This window comes from Inquilinus sp. KBS0705 (assembly GCA_005938025.2).
GTDB lineage: Bacteria > Bacteroidota > Bacteroidia > Sphingobacteriales > Sphingobacteriaceae > Mucilaginibacter.
Map to the genome: position 1 here is coordinate 616,442 of VCCI02000002.1, position 19,510 is coordinate 635,951.

19 protein-coding genes are annotated in these 19,510 nt (G+C 41.7%); 15 read left to right on the forward strand and 4 right to left on the reverse strand.

The genetic code is table 11. The features are described 5' to 3' along the window. Window positions 1-57 precede the first annotated feature (57 nt). A complete protein-coding gene (locus tag FFF34_014140; protein ID TSD65026.1) occupies window positions 58-2,019 on the reverse strand; it encodes a hypothetical protein in 1,962 nt (653 codons plus the stop codon). A gap of 361 nt (window positions 2,020-2,380) precedes the next feature. Here FFF34_014140 and FFF34_014145 point away from each other — a divergent pair, with 361 nt between their 5' ends. From FFF34_014145 to FFF34_014165, 5 genes are all read left to right on the forward strand, one after another. After that, entirely contained in the window at window positions 2,381-3,829 is a 1,449-nt protein-coding gene (locus tag FFF34_014145; protein ID TSD65027.1) for a circularly permuted type 2 ATP-grasp protein, read from the forward strand. Window positions 3,830-3,915: 86 nt separating this feature from the next. Then, window positions 3,916-4,851 carry an alpha-E domain-containing protein gene (locus FFF34_014150; GenBank protein TSD65028.1) on the forward strand — a complete coding sequence of 312 codons (936 nt, stop codon included), beginning with the start codon at window positions 3,916-3,918 and terminating at the stop codon, window positions 4,849-4,851. Window positions 4,852-4,861: 10 nt separating this feature from the next. Beyond that, window positions 4,862-5,833 (forward strand): transglutaminase family protein, encoded by a 972-nt coding sequence (locus FFF34_014155; GenBank protein TSD65029.1) that lies wholly within the window; start codon window positions 4,862-4,864, stop codon window positions 5,831-5,833. Between the two features lie 20 nt (window positions 5,834-5,853). Continuing rightward, the gene (locus FFF34_014160; GenBank protein TSD65030.1) at window positions 5,854-6,576 is read left to right on the forward strand and encodes a peptidase; all 723 of its coding nucleotides are present in this window, start codon (window positions 5,854-5,856) and stop codon (window positions 6,574-6,576) included. Between the two features lie 4 nt (window positions 6,577-6,580). Further along, complete coding sequence (locus tag FFF34_014165) at window positions 6,581-7,429, forward strand: transglutaminase family protein (GenBank protein ID TSD65031.1); 849 nt, start codon at window positions 6,581-6,583, stop codon at window positions 7,427-7,429. On the opposite strand, the gene FFF34_014170 is transcribed toward FFF34_014165, so the two are convergent. After that, window positions 7,424-8,617, reverse strand: a complete 1,194-nt coding sequence (locus FFF34_014170; GenBank protein ID TSD65032.1) for a glycosyltransferase family 1 protein — start codon at window positions 8,615-8,617, stop codon at window positions 7,424-7,426. The genes FFF34_014165 and FFF34_014170 overlap by 6 nt on opposite strands. 167 nt (window positions 8,618-8,784) lie before the next feature. Between FFF34_014170 and FFF34_014175 the strand changes: the two genes are divergently transcribed. The 10 genes from FFF34_014175 to FFF34_014220 all read left to right on the forward strand — a co-directional run bounded on the left by FFF34_014175 (window position 8,785) and on the right by FFF34_014220 (window position 17,877). Further along, a complete protein-coding gene (locus FFF34_014175) occupies window positions 8,785-9,432 on the forward strand; it encodes a methyltransferase domain-containing protein (protein TSD65033.1) in 648 nt (215 codons plus the stop codon). Between the two features lie 146 nt (window positions 9,433-9,578). Then, window positions 9,579-11,786, forward strand: a complete 2,208-nt coding sequence (locus tag FFF34_014180; protein TSD65034.1) for a tetratricopeptide repeat protein — start codon at window positions 9,579-9,581, stop codon at window positions 11,784-11,786. A gap of 63 nt (window positions 11,787-11,849) precedes the next feature. Further along, complete coding sequence (gene aroE / locus FFF34_014185; protein ID TSD65035.1) at window positions 11,850-12,650, forward strand: shikimate dehydrogenase; 801 nt, start codon at window positions 11,850-11,852, stop codon at window positions 12,648-12,650. Between the two features lie 29 nt (window positions 12,651-12,679). Then, entirely contained in the window at window positions 12,680-13,231 is a 552-nt protein-coding gene (locus FFF34_014190) for a gliding motility lipoprotein GldD (protein ID TSD65036.1), read from the forward strand. A gap of 95 nt (window positions 13,232-13,326) precedes the next feature. Continuing rightward, window positions 13,327-13,962 (forward strand): MBL fold metallo-hydrolase, encoded by a 636-nt coding sequence (locus FFF34_014195; GenBank protein TSD65037.1) that lies wholly within the window; start codon window positions 13,327-13,329, stop codon window positions 13,960-13,962. Window positions 13,963-14,007: 45 nt separating this feature from the next. Continuing rightward, the gene (locus FFF34_014200) at window positions 14,008-15,234 is read left to right on the forward strand and encodes an ABC transporter permease (protein ID TSD65038.1); all 1,227 of its coding nucleotides are present in this window, start codon (window positions 14,008-14,010) and stop codon (window positions 15,232-15,234) included. A gap of 152 nt (window positions 15,235-15,386) precedes the next feature. Continuing rightward, entirely contained in the window at window positions 15,387-15,764 is a 378-nt protein-coding gene (gene rbfA, locus FFF34_014205; protein TSD65039.1) for a 30S ribosome-binding factor RbfA, read from the forward strand. A gap of 5 nt (window positions 15,765-15,769) precedes the next feature. After that, entirely contained in the window at window positions 15,770-16,465 is a 696-nt protein-coding gene (locus FFF34_014210) for a peptidoglycan DD-metalloendopeptidase family protein (GenBank protein TSD65040.1), read from the forward strand. Between the two features lie 113 nt (window positions 16,466-16,578). Continuing rightward, window positions 16,579-17,562 carry a pyruvate dehydrogenase complex E1 component subunit beta gene (locus FFF34_014215; protein TSD65041.1) on the forward strand — a complete coding sequence of 328 codons (984 nt, stop codon included), beginning with the start codon at window positions 16,579-16,581 and terminating at the stop codon, window positions 17,560-17,562. A gap of 96 nt (window positions 17,563-17,658) precedes the next feature. After that, a complete protein-coding gene (locus FFF34_014220; GenBank protein TSD65042.1) occupies window positions 17,659-17,877 on the forward strand; it encodes a hypothetical protein in 219 nt (72 codons plus the stop codon). Window positions 17,878-17,979: 102 nt separating this feature from the next. Here FFF34_014220 and FFF34_014225 read toward each other — a convergent pair whose 3' ends face one another. Continuing rightward, a complete protein-coding gene (locus FFF34_014225) occupies window positions 17,980-18,636 on the reverse strand; it encodes a metal-dependent transcriptional regulator (GenBank protein ID TSD65043.1) in 657 nt (218 codons plus the stop codon). A gap of 12 nt (window positions 18,637-18,648) precedes the next feature. After that, complete coding sequence (locus tag FFF34_014230) at window positions 18,649-19,482, reverse strand: transporter (GenBank protein TSD65044.1); 834 nt, start codon at window positions 19,480-19,482, stop codon at window positions 18,649-18,651. Between the last annotated feature and the right edge of the window lie 28 nt (window positions 19,483-19,510).

Genomic DNA, 19,510 nt, shown 5'->3' on the forward strand with positions numbered 1-19,510 from the left:
CTAATCCGACTGAATTAAATACAAAGCCCCGCCTGATTAATTTAGGCGGGGCTTTTATTATTCGCTTATCAGCGTAACATAGCTGCGTGCGTTTAACTTAAATACAGCCAGGTTGTTGGTGATGCTAATATGCTTTGCCAACTTCATGTCTTTGTTTTTATCGGTTATATAAAGCTTAAATTTATTAAGTCCGGTTGGTAAGCCACTTAAGGTCACCTGCCTTTGGGCGCCGTTATTTACTATATGTAGTGTATAATTATTGGCAGCTGTGTTACCCAGGGCGGCGCAGGTAATATCGCTTTTGTCGGTAGTTACCGGCAGGTACTGCTGCCCTTGCTGCGTTGAGGCTAATTGTTTAAGCTGCCAAAAACGGCGTGTGGGTGCCAAAGGTTCATTGTTGCCAAATATGCCACCCCCTTTAAGCGGCGAATAATCGGCAGTTAGCTGCCACTGTAAAATAGACAGCGGCTGGCAAATAGCTAACAATCGGGTGTATAGGTTTATCTCTTCCAACGCGTATGATTCTTCTTCAAAATACGCCGGGTACCCCCAGGCTGCGGCATCAATGCTGCCTTCGCCAACTAACAGCGGCAGGCGCAGTTGTTTGGAAGCGTCGGCCCATTTTTGCAAAGTTGGCGTATCCCAGCCGCGCCACGAGTGAAAAGATATAGCGCCAATATATTGCCTTGCCTCAGGGTCATTCATGGCCGGGTAAATAAATTTATAAGTATTGGCATCCGAGTTATCGCCTAATAGTAGTTTCGTTTTTAACCCTTTGGATGCCATATAAGCGCCCAAACCTTTTATCAACTCTAAATGTTCCTCGCCGGTTTGGCGAATATTAATACCAAGGTCCGACTCGTTGAATGAAAAGCAACTCACCTCTACGCCGTAGTGGTCTTTTAGGTAAATAATATAATCCGTTATCGACTTATAGGTCATTTGCATATTATCCTTGCGTAAAGGGTTGCCCCAAACACCGGCTGGGGTAGGGCCAAAGTGTAAAGGGCCCTCTACCGCCCATGTTGGTGGTGCCCATGCCGATACAATAACTGGGATATTCATTTTACTTAAGCGCTGCGCCATCTCCATCGATTTGCGAACATGCTCGTTAAGTTTGCCGTTGTTGGCTGCTTCCGTTGGGTCAATGTTAATGTCGGGCTGCCAGCTTCTCCAGGGCATTTCTACGCGGCTCCATGCCACGCGTAAATTCTCAAGGCAATAATCAATCACCTGGGGGTCGGTCTTCATATTTTGTAGCCTGAAGTTCCCACCCAGTCCTGCAAACTCATTACCGGGTTTGGTAGCATCCAGCTTTATTACTGCCGGCGATTGATCTATAACACCTGCAACCTTAATAGTATATGTTTTTTCAAAAACATCGCCTTTATTTAGCTGCCCCATTGCTATTGGCAGGTATAATTGAATGGAGTCTTTCACTGCTGCATCATTCTGCCTTAACAATACCACGGGTTCATCCGTTTTTAAGGCGAATGATTGCGTTGGGGTAGTAAAGGCTATCCCCTTAACATAATCGCTTTGGTAGCCGGGCTCGTTAGCTATCCTTATAAGATCAGCATTAACATTTTCAAGCTTTAGTGAAGCATTGGCATAAATGCTTTTGGGCAACTTTATACCAAAGTATATGGCTTTAATAAGTGTGTCTTTATGTATATCGCAGCGCACGGTAATTTTTACATTTCCCTTTCCCTGGTCCTTAACAGTCTCGGTAATAAACACGCTGTCTATATTGGTAATTACGGTTTGGGTATCGCCCTCTCTGCTAAACTTTGGTTTTTGCAGTTCTTTACCCGTGTATTTTATTTTGCCCCAGTTTTGCCTAACTACATTTATGCGGGTATCAAAAGGCATTAACTGGCCTTTAATACGTATGCCGTTAAGATTGCCATAGGGCATTAATTCAGCCTGGGCTGATGCTTTTTGTATCGAAAAAACTAAAATTATTGCGCAAAATAACGGCGTTAAAACCACGAGTGGGTTTTTAGTAATTGTTTTCATGAGCGTAGCAGAATTTGAAGGTTATAATAGCCCTAATATAGGTGCTATATAGTTAAGCCTTTTAATAATGATATTAATGTATTAGCAAAGGATAAAATTTTATCAGTTAGCTATAGATTATCCAGATTCCCTTTTTATCTATATAATTTTACTACTATGCGATTTGCTAAATAATTACCAAATATTTTAATGGCGGATCTATTATGGCGCATATAAAATTTATTTATTATAAAATTTGCATTATTTAAGTTATATTTTTCATAATTTACCAAAAATATTACGATTTAGGTGCGCTTATTTATTTAAATAGATGCATTAAGATACAATGAATACTTTTTAGAGGCAATTAAGAGCAGTTTTTATGTACAAAGCGCAGCATTTTGAAAAATACAATTTATTAAATGGCGTATGGGACGAAATGTACAACGAAAACAGCATTGTCCGCGATCATTATAAAAAAGTAATTGAATATTTGGCCCTTGAAAGCCCGGACGATCTTAATAAGAAAGAGGAATTGGCTAAAAGGCTTTTTATGACACAGGGCATTACCTTTACCGTATATAATAGCGGCGAAGGTATTGAAAAGATATTCCCCTTTGATATCATCCCCCGCATTATTACTGCCGAAGAATGGGCTTTTGTAGAGAAGGGCATTAAGCAAAGGCTTACAGCCTTAAACCTGTTTCTGAAAGATATTTATCACAATCAGTTTATTATTAAAGATGGCATTGTGCCTATTGATATTGTATACTCGTGCCCGCATTTTTTGCGCGAAATGTATCAGCTGGATGTGCCATACGATGTATACGTACATATAGCCGGTATAGATTTGATACGCGACCACGACGGTACCTTTTACGTACTGGAAGATAACCTGCGTACACCATCGGGCGTAAGTTATATGCTGGAGAACCGCGAGATAACCAAACGTTTATTTCCCGATCTGCTGCCTAATTGCGCGGTACGCAGTGTAACAGAATATCCATCAATATTATATAAAAACCTTTTATCATTATCTCCAAGGCAAATAAGCAACCCTACCATTGTGCTGCTTAGCCCGGGTATATATAACTCGGCCTATTTTGAGCATACCACACTTGCCCGTTTAATGGGGGTTGAACTGGTTGAAGGCCGCGACCTGGTAGTAAACAACCATAAGGTTTATATGAAAACTACAACCGGCTTGCAGCAGGTTGACGTAATATACCGCCGCGTTGATGATGAGTTTTTAGATCCATTGGTATTTAACCCAAACAGTGTATTAGGCGTAGCTGGTTTAATGGGCGCTTACCGTAAAGGCAATGTGGCCATAGTAAACGCTATAGGTAACGGCGTAGCCGATGACAAAGCCACCTATATTTACGTCCCTGACATGATCAAATACTATTTGAACGAAGAGCCGATACTAAAAAATGTACCCACACACAGGCTAAGCAACCCTGATGAGCGCGAGCATGTGTTTAAAAACATCAATAAAATGGTGGTTAAAAAAACAAACGAAAGCGGCGGTTATGGTATGCTGATGGGCCATGCATCAACCGAGGAAGAAATTGAAAAGTATAAATTGGAGATACTGAAAGAGCCGCGCAATTTTATTGCACAGCCAACCATAAGCCTATCGGCAGCGCCATGTTATATTGGTGGTATATTACAGCCAAGGCGCATAGATTTAAGGCCCTATGCTCTCTGCGGCCCCGATGGTATCCAAATTGTGCCAGGGGGCTTAACCCGCGTGGCATTAACCGAAGGGTCGCTGGTGGTAAATAGCTCACAGGGCGGCGGCAGTAAGGATACCTGGGTATTGGCCTAAGTGCCGAGCCAAGAGATAAGAAGCAAGAATTAAGACAGAAATAACTTCGATGCCGATAGCTATCGGTATGGAAATAAAAAGAAAATATGTTAAGCAGGGTAGCAGCAAGTTTTTATTGGTTAAGCCGGTATATTGAGCGTAGCGACGGTATTTTACGAATGCTGAAGATAAACTATGCCTCGTCGCAAGATTCGGTAGCGGGGTTTACCTGGGAGCCTGTTATTCAGATCTTTTCGGGCCCGGATGAAGGATTGATAGAAAAGTTAAAGAACGATAGCCGGGCAGTGTTAAAGTATATGGTGGTTGATAAAGAGAACACCAACTCTATATTAAACATTATTACCCTTGCACGCGAAAATGCCCGTAGCGTACAAGAGCATATCCCTAAGGACCTTTGGCAGTGTTTAAATGAGTATTACCACACCGTAAAAGAACCCAAAATTGCATCTGCATTAAAAAAGGAAGACCCCATAGGTATTTTAGATGTATTGATAAAACAGGTAATGCTATACTATGGTACAGCCGAAATTACCATGGAGCGCGGCCAGGCCCGCAGCTTTATGAATATTGGGAAGTATTTAGAGCGGGCCATACAATCAATAGATATATTGGACATTAAATACGGGCCAACAAACAATAACCCAAACCTGCTCACCGATATTACGTATTGGAAACACCTGCTGCAATCTATAGGTGGGTATGAACTTTACCAAAAAACTTATCGCGATGGCCTGGAAGCGCAGAATGTAATAGAACAGATCATCCTGAATAACGATTTTCCGCGCTCGGTAATTTATTCGGTAAATAATATACAAAGGTATTTTGACAGACTAAAAAACAACAGCAATGTGAATGATTATCGCGAGATATCGTTCCATATTGGCAAGCTGCAAAGCAACATTAAATATAGTTCGGTTAAAAGTATCGGGCAGGTTGGCCTTCACGAGTTTTTAACACAAATTAAAGACGACCTGTACCAGATAGGTAATTCGTTAAACGAGTATTATTTTGCAAATTCCTAATTAGTTAAACATGCCCGAATTTAAGATACAGCATATCACCAAGTACTCTTATGATAACTTTGTGCGCGATAGTGCTAACAAGATCATTCTATTTCCTATTGTTGATATTTATCAGGATGTTTTAAAGCACGAATTAGATATAACCGGCCACCCACAAGTAGATACTTATGTAGATTATTATGGCAATGAGGTAGGCAGCTTTACCTACACCGAACCACATAATATGCTGGTTATTAATTCGCAGGTATCGGTAATTACACACCCAAGGCCCTTGCCGGTTGATAATATGTTTGCCAGCGAGCAGTGGAACGAACTATTTAACTTAAAGTATGTAGTGCCTTACATTGATTTTTTGAAACAAGAGTATTTTGAGGGGCTTAACGAATTACAACCCGTTGTAAACAGCGAACGCTTAACCGATGATACGCCTTACCATACTACACTTAAGTTTTGCCAGTACGTTTACAAAAACTTTGAATATATAAAAGGGGTAACCACTGTAGAGACCACTCTTGATGAAATATGGAAAATTAAAGCCGGTGTTTGCCAGGATTTTGCCCATTTACTAATGGTAATGCTGCGTTTGGTAGGCATACCCGCCCGTTATGTAAGCGGTTATATTTGCCCTAATAAAGACGGCCTGCGGGGGATTGGAGCTACTCATGCCTGGGCAGAGGCCTACCTGCCGGGCTACGGCTGGTTAGGTATCGATCCTACCAACAATTGTATTGCTAACGAAAACCATGTGCGCCTGGCAGTAGGTCGCAATTTTTCTGACTGTTCGCCGGTTAAGGGTGTTTATAAAGGTTCGGCGCACCACAAGCTGGAGGTATCTGTTTCGGTTGGGCACGAAGACAGCCATATCCCCGAAGAAAAAGATATATTTACCGTTTCAACATTCCCTGTACCTGATGGCAGCGCTGCACGTAACAGTTATGCAAGGTATATGGAAATTATGCAGCAGCAACAGCAGCAGCAATAACGGATTAGAAATATACTTACATGACTTACTGCTTAGGAATAAAAGTTAAAGAAGGCTTAATAGCAATTGCCGATACCCGCATTACTACAGGCACAGATACTACGATAAAGAAAAAAATAAGCATCCTGCAAAAAGAGAACTCATCCATGTTTATCATGACGAGTGGTTTGCGGTCGGTACGTGATAAGGCTATAGTGTATTTTGACGAGATACTGGAAACATCCGAATTTAGCAAACTATACCAGGCTGTAAACGCCTTTGGGCAACAGGTTAGGCGTGTAGCAGATGAGGACAGATCGACCTTAGAAAAAGCCGGTTTTAAGTTTGATTTAAACACTATTATAGGCGGGCAGCTTAAAGATGATGAAGAACATAAGCTGTTCCTGCTTTATCCAGAAGGAAATTGGGTTGAATTGGGTCTTGGCGCACCATTTGTAGTAATAGGCAACTCGGGGCATGGCAAAGCTATACTTAACCGTATATTAAATGAAGATTCGGATATGAGGCTGGCTTTAAAGGCCGGTTTTTTATCGTTTGATTCTACAAGAGTTAGTAGCAACAATGTTGATTTTCCGATTGATGTGGCATTGTATAAAAAGGACACTTTTGAACTGATAGAGCAACGTTATACGCAAAAAGATATGGCCGATATATCGGCACAATGGGATGACGAATTAAAAAATGCCCTGATGAACGTTCCGGGCGAATGGATGGAAAAAGCGTTTAAAAAACTACCAAAGTAAAATAATGAAATTTAAAGTATCGGCTGAGTTAGGATATGAGGTAAAGGCACCAAGTACTTTAATAATAAATATACACGCGCTAAGAACACCACACCAAACCGTACTAAACGAAAACCTGGATATTGACCCATACCTAAAAGCCGAAGAGATACCCTCTGTTAATGGCGAAAACAGGTTTGTACGTTTAGATATTGCCGAACCCGGCCATTTTAATATTAAATACGACGCTACGGTTGATAATTACTATGAAGTAATAGATTACACCACATACGACGAGATACCTGTAAGCCAGTTTCACCCCTCGGTATTAACCTATTTAAACCCCAGCCGTTATTGCCAAAGCGACAAGCTATACCGGTTAGCCAACAATACCTTTGGTAAAATAGAAAATTCGTATGAGCAGGTGGTTGCTATAACCGAATGGATACATACAAATGTGGAGTACCTAAGCGGCTTCAGCAATTCCGAAACATCCGCTTATGACACAGTTACACAGCAAGCCGGTGTTTGTCGAGATTTTGCGCACCTGGGTATTGCACTATGCCGGGCATTAACTATACCTGCCCGCTATTTTACGGGCTATGCCTACTTGCTTACGCCGGCCGATTTTCATGCCTGTTTTGAAGCTTATTTGGGTGGGCAGTGGATATTGTTTGATGCCACAAAGTTAGCGCCACTAAACGGACTGGTAAAAATTGCCACCGGCCGCGATGCCGCCGATGCTGCTATTGCCAGTATATTTGGCGATGTGTATTGTACCAACATAAAAGCAGCCTGTCAACTGGCCGAGAACGAGCCATTTAATCCTATATACTATACTAAGTCAGTTTTTGACGGAATCACTTATTTATAGGCCTGCCTCAACCTGTTCAATTACTGCCGATATTTCTTCGGCACGTTTTTCCCAGGTATTTCCTTCGGCCATAACTAATCTTGCACTGCGCTTTTCGGTGGTATCGGTTTCAATTTCCTGTATTAGGTATTGCAAGTACTCTTCTTTGGTGTGTGCTATTTTTATGATGCTTTCAAACTCACTAATGTCGCCAAATTCGGTGCTAATAACCGGCAAGCCGGCAGCAAGGTATTCGTTAATTTTCATTGGGTAGATACCTCCTGTAAAGTCATCGCTTATAAAAGGAATGATACCTGCCGAAAATGACCTTAAAAACGGCGGTAATTCTTCGGGCTGCCTGGGGCCTTCCAGCTTTACATTAGCATATTTTTTGAGCATAAGCTCGGTACGCTGGCTTAATATACGGCCCACAAATACAAATTCTGCATCGGGCATCTTAGTGAACAGGTAATCGAGCATAGGTAAGTCGAAGCGGTCGTCTATACTGCCTACATACCCTATTGTTTTTTTGCCGGTTTTGGGTTCGGGGGTAAAACCCTGCTTAAACAAATCTACTTTTACGGCATTGTGCACAATAAAACATTTGCTGCAGCTTTCTTTCTTACTGTTGTATAATCCTTTTGAGGTTACAATGGTAGCATCTACCATCTTCATAAAAATGGCTTCAAGCCTTAGCCCATGTTTGCTGAGCCACCGCACGGTGCCTTTTATTTCGTCGTAGCAATGATAAATCAGGGTCTTTTCGCCAAACTTACGTCCGGTAACCACACCCATACCCGGGTTAAACGACGTAAAATTGATCAGCTCGTGGTTCATATCCAATTTACGCAACGCTTTTTTGGTGGCCTTGCGTAACAGGTAGCCATTAAATTTGAGCAAGCTGTTATAAACAAAACCCTCCGGCAAAAAACTCACCGGGAAAACAAGAGGAGGGATTAATAAATAAACAGTGCCGCCGTTGCCGGTATCAATAGGAATTATGCGGCTTTTTAAACCAAAAGCTTGTTTAAAGTCTATTTTATTTTTATCGCTTACGCCTGCAAGGGCGTCTTTGTAGGTATAGGCGTTCTCTACAAACAAAACCTTGTTACCTGCCGATAGTACCTTCATTAACTCAACAACTGCTTTAATGTAGTTGCCGTGCCACTCGGTACCGCTTATGCATAAAATATTGCGGTTAGTGAGCATGCCTTGTAATAGTTTGCTAAAGCTAATAAATAAATTAATACTTGTTTTTAAGGGCGGTATATTACTAGGAAAAGCGTAATATGTATGTTTTAATTTTCGTTAAAATTCGAGCTAAAAGAATTATATTTAAAAACGAGAATTAAATAACGATAACACCTTATTAGCCAATGTCTCAAAACAAGCTATATGTACACTATGGTTGCGGGCAAGCAGCCCCAAAAGAATGGAAAAACTTTGATGTTTCGCCCACACTTTTAATTCAAAAAACGCCCGTAGTAGGTTTTTTGCTTAAAAAAAGCCTTGGTCAAAAATTTGATACCAATGTGCAATATGGCGACATTACTAAAGGCCTGCCCGGTATAAAAGATGGTACAGCCGATGGGGTATATTGTTCGCATGTGCTGGAGCATATGAGTTTGGAGCATTTTAGGATAGCTTTAAGGAACACCTATAAAATGCTTAAGCCCGGCGGCATCTTTAGGATGATAATGCCTGACCTGGAAGTTTTGGTTCGCGATTATATTAATGATAAAGATGTTAAACACGACCCCGATTCATCCATTACACTAATAAAACGAATGATGATGGGCCAGGAGGTTAGGCCACGCAACTTTATGGCAGTAAGCAAGCACTTGTTTGGTTATCTGGAACACCTTTGGCTTTGGGACGACGCATCAACAGAAAAGGAACTGCGTGAAGCCGGCTTTACTAATATACGCCGCTGCGAATTCAATGACTCGGCTGACCCTATGTTTAAACTGGTTGAAAATAGGAAACGCTGGGAATTGGTTGTAAAATTTGAATGCATTAAATAATTACATAAAGAAGGGAAACCTTATTGATTATTAGCCGTATAGTGTAATAGCTATGCGGCTTTGTTGTGTTAGTTTGCACTGATAAACATTGGTTATAACATTACATTAAACAGATTGAACAAATCATTATCTTAGGGTAGTTAATAATGATTATGGAAACGGAGATACGTACGGACAACCAAAGCATAGGCACTCTATTGGATGATGCTTATGCCAACCGTATCCATAACTTAACCCATAGCCTTAAACAGGCTAATGAAGCCCTGCGCTTGAGCCGCCAGGCCGGCGACCAGCAACTTATCGGCAAAAGCCTTAACCATCTGTCGTTATTTTATATGATAAGAGGGGCTTACAGGCGATCGGTAAATATGGCGCATGAGGCCATAAAATGCTTTGAGGCTTTAAATGATGAAAAGGGCATAGCCGATGCTAAATACAGCATAGCAGGGGTTTATTATAAAACAGACAATTACCACTTAGGCCTCATTAATTTATTTGATTGCCTGTCCATATACCGCAAATTTAACGATTACCACAACCAGGCGCGCACCCAAAAATCCTTAGGAACCATATATGAGTATTTTGGCGATCGTAAAAATGCCATACGTGCCTATAAAAATGCCATTGATGCCGCCCGCCGGGTTAACGATTTAAACCTTATTTCAAACGTATATAACCCCTTGTCGGGCATTTATTTAAAACAAAACAAAATTGCAAAAGCACTAAAAACTATTGAGCGCTCAATAACCATAAAATCAAAAACTGGCGATATAAGGGGTTTGGCTTTTGCTTTATACGGCCGCGGTAAAATATATACTATAACCGGCCAGTTGGATGAAGCGGAAAATGATTTTAAAAACGCGGTTGAGATACATGCTAATGCCGGCGAAAAATTGGGGCTTGGTATGGCTTATTGCAAAATGGGGGCATTATACATTGCAATGGGAAAGTTAGAGGTTGCCAAAAACATCCTAAAAAAATGTCTTAGCCTTAGCGATAAATACAACATTGCAATTACACGCTTTAAATGTAATTACCTGCTTTACAGTATAAGCAAAGCCGAAAAGGATACTGAAAGATCATTAGAATATCTGGAGCTTTACCTGCACCAAAAAGAGGCGGTAATTAATACACAAACCTTAAAGGTGATTGAGAATTATGAGCTGATTACCCGTATACAAGCCATGGAACAAGAGGCCCGCCTGGAAAGGGAGAAGGCCGCAATAATGGAAAAGCAGGAACGTGCGGAGCAATCGGCGAGGATAAAGCAGGAGTTTTTATCGACTATGAGCCACGAGATAAGGACGCCCTTGAATGCTGTAACCACCATAACATCATTGCTTACCGCAAAAAATGAAGAAGAGAATGAGCTGTTGGAGTCGTTAAAATTCGCATCGAACAACTTGCTGCTTGTAATTAACGACATATTGGATTTTACTAAACTGGATAACGGCAAAATGCAAATAGAAAATAATGCCTGCCAGTTTAACGAGTTAATTAGCCGGGTGATAAAAACCTATAATAGCATGGCTGCTAAGAAAGGGATAAAGCTATTGCTGAACACCGATGTTACATTAGGCGATTATTATGAATTGGATGAAACCAAGCTATCGCAAATATTGGGCAATCTTGTTAGTAACGCTATAAAATATACCGACCGTGGCCAGGTGAGCTTAAAAATAGAGAAAACCGCGAGAGACAAGAATGTAGATACGATTTTGTTTAGCGTTATTGATACAGGTGCCGGCATACACCAGGATTATTTTGAAGAAATATTTGAGAGTTTTTCGCAACCAAAATCAATTACTACGCGCAAGCAAGGCGGTACCGGGTTAGGGTTGGCTATTGTAAAAAAGCTTATCGAACTTTATAAAAGTACAGTACAGGTAAAAAGTATTGTTGGCGAGGGTTCGACATTTAGTTTTGAACTTAAATTGAAAAAAGCAGAAACACCTGTTAAGGTATCTGCCCAACTGGCTAACGGGTTAACCGGAAAAACTGTTTTACTGGCTGAAGATAACCTGATAAATGCGATGGTTGCACGCAAACTGTTATCTAACTGGGGTATGGTATCTGAACATGCAATGGATGGTATACAGGCGGTGGCAAAATCGCGCAATAAGGTTTTTGATTTTATTTTGATGGATATACACATGCCCGAAATGAATGGGTTTGATGCTACGGCAAACATTCGCGATAAGCAAAACCCCAATGCAAATACACCTGTATTTGCGCTAACAGCCGATATTACAGCTGAAAGTAACGACGAATATAAGCCTTATTTTACAGGCTTTTTGCGCAAACCAATAGAAATTGACCGCCTATACGAAGCGCTTTTACAAGCCTCTATCTAAGCAATAATAAATTATAAAACCTGCTGCATTGTTACTAATATTACATCCTTATTTGTAATCAAGATGAGACACTACGGGCTTATAGGTTATCCGCTTTCGCATTCTTTTTCCAAAAAATACTTTACAGAAAAGTTTGAAACGCTAAAAATAACAGATGCGGCTTACGACCTGTATCCACTGGAAGATATCTCGGGTTTGCCAGCGCTGCTGCATGCACACCCCAACCTTTGCGGGCTTAATGTTACCATACCCCATAAGGTAAATGTTTTAAAATACCTTGATTGGATAGAGCACGATGCTAAAACAGCCGGCGCGGTAAACTGCATAAGAGTAATATCCGAAAGCCCTGTAATGGCGGCATTTTCTGGCGAGGTTGGTTTTAAGGGACACGATTTTAGACTGGAAGGTTTCAATACCGACATATATGGTTTCGATCAATCTATTAGTCCGTTACTACGCAGCGACCAGGACACCGCCCTGATATTAGGCGATGGCGGCGCTGCCAAAGCTGTAAGATGTGTACTCGAAAACAAGGGGATAAGCTACAAGGTTGTAACCCGCAAAGAACATCCTGGTAATACCTTATTCAGCCAGCTTACCGTTAAAGATATTGAAGAAAATAAACTGATAATTAACACTACGCCGATAGGAACGTTCCCTAATGTAGATGAGTGCCCGGCCATACCTTATGAAGGCATTGGCGAAGATCATTTGCTATATGACCTAATATACAACCCGGTAGAAACCATGTTTTTAAGGAAGGGGCGCGACCAGGGAGCGCTTACCAAAAACGGATACGAAATGTTAGTGCTGCAGGCCGAAAAAGCCTGGGAAATTTGGAACTCAAAAGAAATGAACCTGTGAGATCGTTTTTTGTAATTGCGGCAATATTGATGATTTTTGGATGTGGCGGCAATGCCGACTATTCGCCAAAGCCGCGCGGTTATTACCGCATTAGCTTCCCCAAAAAAGAGTATCAGCAATATACCGAAGGCTGCCCTTTTACTTTTGAGTACCCTAAATATAGCAGCATAGAGCAGGATAGATCAGACCTGGCTGCCGGCAGGCCATGCTTTCAAAATATACAGTTTCCGCAATTTAATGCTACGCTGCATTTAAGCTACCAGCCCATCGCCTCAAAGCACGAGTTGGATGCCATGGTTGAAGATGCACATAAACTCAGCTTTAAACATACTGTAAAAGCTACCAGTATTGATGAAGGTATAATACATTACCCTGATCGGAAGGTTTACGGCATTTATTATACCATAGATGGTAACGCGGCATCATCCGCACAATTTTTTTTGACAGACAGTACCCGTCACTACGTGCGTGGTGCGCTATATTTTAACTCCGAACCCCGTTTAGATTCAATACAGCCGGTGCTCACCTTCATCAAAAAAGATGTGGATGTAATGATAAAAACGTTTAAGTGGAAGAATTAGCTGAAAGGTAAAAGCAAAAAGCCGGTTATTACTGCTTAAAAAGCTTTCTGCTTTGAGCTACCCGCTTTCAACATTATTCTCCTTACTTTTGCCCCATGGCCAATGTGCAGTCCTTTGTAAATAATCCCTACCAGGAAAACACCTACATTTTGTTTGATGATAGCGGCGAGTGCGCCATCATAGACCCGGGTATGTATACTGCAGCCGAACAAAATGTAGTGGTAAATTTTATTGAAGACAATAATTTAACCCCCGTTCTGCTGTTAAACACCCACTGCCATGTAGACCATGTGTTGGGAAACCGCTTTGTGTTTGACCAATATGGTTTAAAGCCAAAGTTTCACCAAGGCGAATCGGAAACGCTGGCAGCTGTGGTAGCCTATGCACCGGCAATGGGTTTTAGGTATGATGCTTCGCCGGTACCTGATGAATTTTTGCCCGAAGAAGGTGTAATTGCGTTTGGTAGCACTCAATTGCAATTGATATTTGCGCCCGGCCACTCGCCAGCACACCTATGTTTTTACGACAAGGATGCCAATATATTAATAGGCGGCGATGTGCTATTTCATAACAGCATAGGCCGTACCGACCTCCCGGGGGGTAACTATAGCCAGCTGATAAAGAACATTGAAGAAAAACTGTTTGTATTACCTGATGATTGCACTGTTTGCCCCGGTCATGGCCCCGAAACAACTATTGGTTACGAAAAACAACATAATCCGTATTTATAATGTTATAAGGGTTCACGTAAAAGCTTATCTACAAATCAAAGACTATTGAATACCTCCATATACATAGCAAAAAGGTACCTGTTCTCAAAAAAACAGACACATGCCATTAATATAATCTCAGGAATATCTATGCTTGGGGTATTGGTGGGCAGTGCCGCACTTATTATTATACTATCGGTATTTAACGGGCTCGAGCAGGTTATTTTATCTATGTACAGCAATCTCACCCCCGAGATGAGAATAGAACCGCGCACAGGCAAAACATTTGACCCTACAGCCGCGTATTTTACTACACTACAAAAAGATGCAAACATCGAATCTTATACGCAAGTGCTGCAAGAAAAAGCGCTGATACTTTATAATAACCGCCAATTTATAGGAACTATTAAAGGCGTAAGCAACGATTTTTTAAAAAACCCGAGGTTAGATAGCATTATACAATTTGGTTCATTCACCTTATCTAATAAAGGGGATTCTTACGCCGTTATTGGCTCTACCATACAAGCCAGCCTGGGGGTAAGTTTAAAAAACCAGTTTCAATCATTACAGATATATTCACCAAGCCGCACGGCTGGTAACTCAAATAACCCGTTAAACGATTTTGTTATCCGCTCCATTACCCCGTCAGGTGTATTCTCGGTTCAGCAGGAGTTTGATGATATGGTAATTACCCCATTAGCGTTCGCCCGCGATTTGCTCGATGAACCTAAGAATGTATCGGCCATCGAAATTAATTACAAGCCCGGAACCAATTTGGACGCCGAGCAGGACAAACTACAGGAAAAAACAGGCAGTAACTTTGTTGTAAAAAATCGCAAACAGCAAAATACCGAGCTGTACAAAACCATTAATTACGAACGTTGGTCGATATTTATGATATTAACCTTTGTGCTCATCATAGCCATATTTAATATAGTTGGGTCACTTACCATGTTGGTGATGGATAAGCGCAAGGATATTGCCATATTAACCAGTTTAGGTGCCGGCAGGGGGCTTATACAAGGCATCTTCTTTTTTGAAGGAATGATGATATGTTTTATAGGTAGTATAGCCGGTATTATTTTTGGCTACATCATATGTTTGATACAGCTGCGATTTGGGCTCATCAAATTGGGCGCAAAGCTATCCGTTTTGGATGCCTACCCCGTAGCCTTTAAACTAAGCGACCTATTTCTGGTGTTTTTTACGGTAAGCGGGATTGCCTTGATAGCTGCAGGCATCAGCGCCCGGTTAAGCGTTAAAGGCCTAGACGAAATTAAGCAAGACCTTTAAGTAAAATACTATGTTGGGGCAATCTAATGATATGCAACTCACAGCAAAACATAACAAATAATTTGCAGGGCGTTTTCAATTCAGTAGCTTTATCCGTTGCCTTTCAAAAGGCATTAAAACAAACTCATTAGCCTTATAAGCGTTAACATATCATGGAATCAAAACGTCAGCAAAAATTTGCCGGGGTAATACAACAAGACCTGGCAGCAATATTTCAACGCGAAGGCATGAATTATTTACCACATACCTTAGTAACTATTACCCGCGTACGTGTAACGCCCGATTTGGCTATTGCCCGTGTATTTTTAAGCTTTTTTAATAATACCGACAACCAAACAGCCCTGCAAACCATAAAACTGCACGCATCCGAAATCAGGTATAAATTAGGTGCCCGTATTAAAGACCAGGTGAGGATAATACCACAACTGGAGTTTTTTGTGGATGATACCAGCGACTATGTAGAGCGCATGGATAAGATATTTGACAAAATAAGCAAAGAAGACCGCCAGCCGGATACCGAAGAGAACTAAGCCTAATGGATGCTACCGAAAAATTGGCGGCATATCTTGATGCCCACCCAGGCGTGGCCGGTAAAGTGATTGATTTTGACCCCAAAGTTGATAAATTATATCCGCTGGATCTCACCGCTGCTAATACGGAACTGACTCCTGAACTGATTGCCGATACGTTTAGTTTTAGCAATTGGGTAAGCCAAAAATTAGCTAAAAACAATAGCCGTTATGGCATAGGTGGTTACATGGAAAACCGTACCATTTATGACCGTAGCACGCTTTTTGATGCTGCCGACGAGCCCCGCCGCCTGCATTTAGGTGTTGACATATGGGGCAATGCGGGCACGCCGGTTTACTCGCCATTGCCGGGTTACCTCCATAGCTTTGCCGATAACGATAACTATGGCGATTATGGCCCAACCATTATACTGCAACACAATTTAGATGGTTTTACATTGTATAGCTTATATGGGCATTTAAGTCGCGCAAGCTTAGTAGGTTTAGCGACTGGGCAAGCTGTAAAAGCCAATCAGCAAATAGCTATATTAGGCAATGCTGCCGAAAACGGCCAATGGCCACCACATCTGCACTTTCAGTTGATGCTTAATATTGGTGATGCAAAAGGCGATTACCCAGGGGTGGGGAAATACTCGCAAAAAGACAAATACCTGCAAAACATACCTGATCCTAATTTGATTTTAGGATTTCCGATACATTAAAACCATATAGAAACCCCTACTTTGTAAAAAAAACGTCGTAATGGCGGGGGTAATTGTTTTTAAGCTACCAATGCCTATATTTGCCTTCGCAAAAAACTTCATTTTATATAATAATGAGAGAAATACAATTCAGGGAAGCGCTAAGAGAAGCCATGCAGGAAGAAATGCGCAAGGATGAGAATATATACTTAATGGGCGAAGAAGTTGCCGAGTATAACGGTGCTTACAAAGTAAGCCAGGGTATGCTTGACGAGTTTGGCGCTAAACGCGTTATTGATACGCCTATCTCTGAATTAGGTTTTGCGGGTATAGGTATAGGTTCGGCAATGAATGGCCTGCGTCCTATAATCGAGTTTATGACGTTTAACTTTTCGCTTGTAGCTATTGATCAGATCATCAATGGCGCAGCCAAGATCATGTCGATGAGTGGCGGACAGTTTTCTGTTCCAATTGTTTTTCGTGGCCCAACCGGTAACGCGGGTATGCTAAGCTCACAGCACAGCCAGTGTTTCGAAAACTGGTATGCTAACTGCCCCGGCTTAAAGGTAGTTGTACCATCAAACCCATACGATGCAAAAGGACTTTTAAAATCTGCTATTATAAATCCGGACCCGGTTATTTTTATGGAGTCGGAATTAATGTACGGTGATAAAGGCGAAGTTCCTGAAGAGACTTACTATATCGAAATAGGCAAAGCAAACGTGACCAAAGAAGGTACTGATGTTACCTTGGTTGGCTTTGGTAAAATAATGAAAGTGGTTAACGCCGCTGCGATTGAATTAGAGAAAGAAGGCATCCATGCCGAGGTGATCGACCTGCGTAGCGTACGCCCTATTGATTACGCTACCGTTATTGCCTCTGTTAAAAAAACAAACCGTTTGGTAATTGTAGAAGAAAGCTGGCCATTAGGCTCGATAGCTACTGAAATTGCCTTTAAAGTACAAAAAGATGCGTTTGATTATTTAGATGCCCCTGTACTGCGCATAACCGGTGGCGACGTGCCATTGCCTTACGCACCTACTTTAATACAGGAATACCTGCCAAACCCCGAGCGCGTGGTTAAAGCAGTGAAAGAAGTTATGTACGTTGCTAAGTAATTAGCAACAACCCATTTTTAAAGGCCCTGGCATTACCGGGGCTTTTTGTTGTAGCTTAAGAAAAGATAATGTCATTTATTAATGATACTTTAGAATATGAAAAAGCCAATACGACAAAAGCTAATGATACCCTTTTTTATGTGCATCGGCTTTTTAGCGATGAGTGTAAGTGCCATTACCCGGGGTATCGAGGCGCATCAAACTTGGCGTATTGTACTGGCAAGCGCATCTGAGGTATTGTTTGCGGCAGGTATAGTCATTATAATTTTCGCTATACGTAAAGAGAATAAGACGCTTAAGAATTCGCAGGCTTAACACTTTTTCCCAATCGGGAAATTACTTCGTACCTCTCAGCAAGGCGCGCGGTGATGTCAAATGCTGCTACCCCCATCATCTGCACATTTGAAATCTGCACATCTAAAAGTCTATCAAAATATTCTCTCCAAACTTTTGCGATACCGTGGTTCGGTCGGCACCGTTGATACTAATGACCAGCGAGCTATCATAAGTAATTTTCTCTATTAGTTGAATTTTAGTACCGATATTGATATCCAGCTTTTGCAAATACTGTAAAAAGGCGCTGGTAGTATCTTTTACAGCGGCTACACGGCAGGTGGCGCCGCCTTTTAAATCGGCCAGGGTTATAGAATAACGCTTGGCCATTTTTCCATTTGCTTTGGGTATTGGGTCGCCATGCGGGTCATACTCCGGGAAACCCAGGAACTTGTCCAGCCTATCGGCAAGGGAGCTATCTTTAATATGTTCCAGCTCTTCGGCAATATCATGTATCTCGTCCCAGTGGTAGCCCAGCTTTTCCAGCAAAAAAACCTCCCATAAGCGGTGGCGGCGTACTATTAGTGTCGCATCCTTCATGCCCTGTTCGGTAAGCTCTACCCCTTTCTTTTTATCATAGGCGATGAGTTGCTTATCGCTTAGCTTGCGTATCATATCTACTACTGATGCCGGGTTGTTCCCCAGCGATTCGGCAATAGCCGTAGGGGTTATTTTCATCCCCTTATCCTGCCAAAGGCGGTAAATACATTTCAGGTAATTCTCTTCAGATAGCGTATGCATATTATAGCTAAGTTAATATCTAAACGAAAAGCCAAGAAAAAAAATCTTATCGGCACCGGTATTAAGGCCAATATTTACACCGGCATCAATATTAAGGTTGTTGGTGGCCGAAAATATAAGCCCGCCGTTAGCGTAAAAATCTGTTTTTTTAGCATACGGACTGTAAGTGCTTACACCCTCTACAAAGCCATCCAGCTTTTTAAACAGCGAGCGGCCAAAGGTAAAAGAGTACAGCATATCGGTATAGTACTTATTGTTATCTTCCTTTACAAAGCTAATGGTAGTTTGCGCGCCGAAGCTGGTTTTTTCGTTCAGCTCTAAAGCAAAAGGGAAAGTTACCCCGCCCTGCACGCCGTTACTGGCAAATGATGAGGTGGGTAATGATACAAATGGCAATACCGCCAGTGCCGATTTGCCCCCGCCGCTACCCCAAATATTATATTTTACCCGCAGGGTTATATCGTCAAAGCCCGCGCTCTCGTCAATCAGTTCGTTGGTAATAGCATGGCGGGTTGTATTGCGTACATGCGTAGGTATCACCAACTGAATATCTGTTTTTTCGGTAAGGCCCAGTTTAAAGTTGGCCAGGTTAAAAATGCTTTGCATGCTTTTTAGGCCATCGGCTTTATTGCGCACTTGCTTAACAAGGTCGCTTTCCACCTGAAAATGCCCCGCCTCTACCGTATACGCGCTTTCGGTAACATCGGGGCGGTCTGTTTCCATGTCTTTCATCTTATCCCGGGGCACCGGGCTAAACAGGTTGTATTTATGGCGGGTAGTGTCTGTTTGTCCGTATGTAGTAGCCGAGAACGAACCGAGAACAAGCAGAAGTATAATGTAACGCATAGGTTTTTTTTATACAAACATAAGCAAT

Excerpts from the sequence above, each read along its gene's own strand:
- FFF34_014140 (TSD65026.1), bottom strand. The coding sequence starts at position 2,019 with ATGAAAACAATTACTAAAAACCCACTCGTGGTTTTAACGCCGTTATTT.
- FFF34_014145 (TSD65027.1), top strand. The coding sequence starts at position 2,381 with ATGTACAAAGCGCAGCATTTTGAAAAATACAATTTATTAAATGGCGTA.
- FFF34_014150 (TSD65028.1), top strand. The coding sequence starts at position 3,916 with ATGTTAAGCAGGGTAGCAGCAAGTTTTTATTGGTTAAGCCGGTATATT.
- FFF34_014155 (TSD65029.1), top strand. The coding sequence starts at position 4,862 with ATGCCCGAATTTAAGATACAGCATATCACCAAGTACTCTTATGATAAC.
- FFF34_014160 (TSD65030.1), top strand. The coding sequence starts at position 5,854 with ATGACTTACTGCTTAGGAATAAAAGTTAAAGAAGGCTTAATAGCAATT.
- FFF34_014165 (TSD65031.1), top strand. The coding sequence starts at position 6,581 with ATGAAATTTAAAGTATCGGCTGAGTTAGGATATGAGGTAAAGGCACCA.
- FFF34_014170 (TSD65032.1), bottom strand. The coding sequence starts at position 8,617 with ATGCTCACTAACCGCAATATTTTATGCATAAGCGGTACCGAGTGGCAC.
- FFF34_014175 (TSD65033.1), top strand. The coding sequence starts at position 8,785 with ATGTCTCAAAACAAGCTATATGTACACTATGGTTGCGGGCAAGCAGCC.
- FFF34_014180 (TSD65034.1), top strand. The coding sequence starts at position 9,579 with ATGATTATGGAAACGGAGATACGTACGGACAACCAAAGCATAGGCACT.
- aroE (TSD65035.1), top strand. The coding sequence starts at position 11,850 with ATGAGACACTACGGGCTTATAGGTTATCCGCTTTCGCATTCTTTTTCC.
- FFF34_014190 (TSD65036.1), top strand. The coding sequence starts at position 12,680 with ATGATTTTTGGATGTGGCGGCAATGCCGACTATTCGCCAAAGCCGCGC.
- FFF34_014195 (TSD65037.1), top strand. The coding sequence starts at position 13,327 with ATGGCCAATGTGCAGTCCTTTGTAAATAATCCCTACCAGGAAAACACC.
- rbfA (TSD65039.1), top strand. The coding sequence starts at position 15,387 with ATGGAATCAAAACGTCAGCAAAAATTTGCCGGGGTAATACAACAAGAC.
- FFF34_014210 (TSD65040.1), top strand. The coding sequence starts at position 15,770 with ATGGATGCTACCGAAAAATTGGCGGCATATCTTGATGCCCACCCAGGC.
- FFF34_014215 (TSD65041.1), top strand. The coding sequence starts at position 16,579 with ATGAGAGAAATACAATTCAGGGAAGCGCTAAGAGAAGCCATGCAGGAA.
- FFF34_014220 (TSD65042.1), top strand. The coding sequence starts at position 17,659 with ATGAAAAAGCCAATACGACAAAAGCTAATGATACCCTTTTTTATGTGC.
- FFF34_014225 (TSD65043.1), bottom strand. The coding sequence starts at position 18,636 with ATGCATACGCTATCTGAAGAGAATTACCTGAAATGTATTTACCGCCTT.
- FFF34_014230 (TSD65044.1), bottom strand. The coding sequence starts at position 19,482 with ATGCGTTACATTATACTTCTGCTTGTTCTCGGTTCGTTCTCGGCTACT.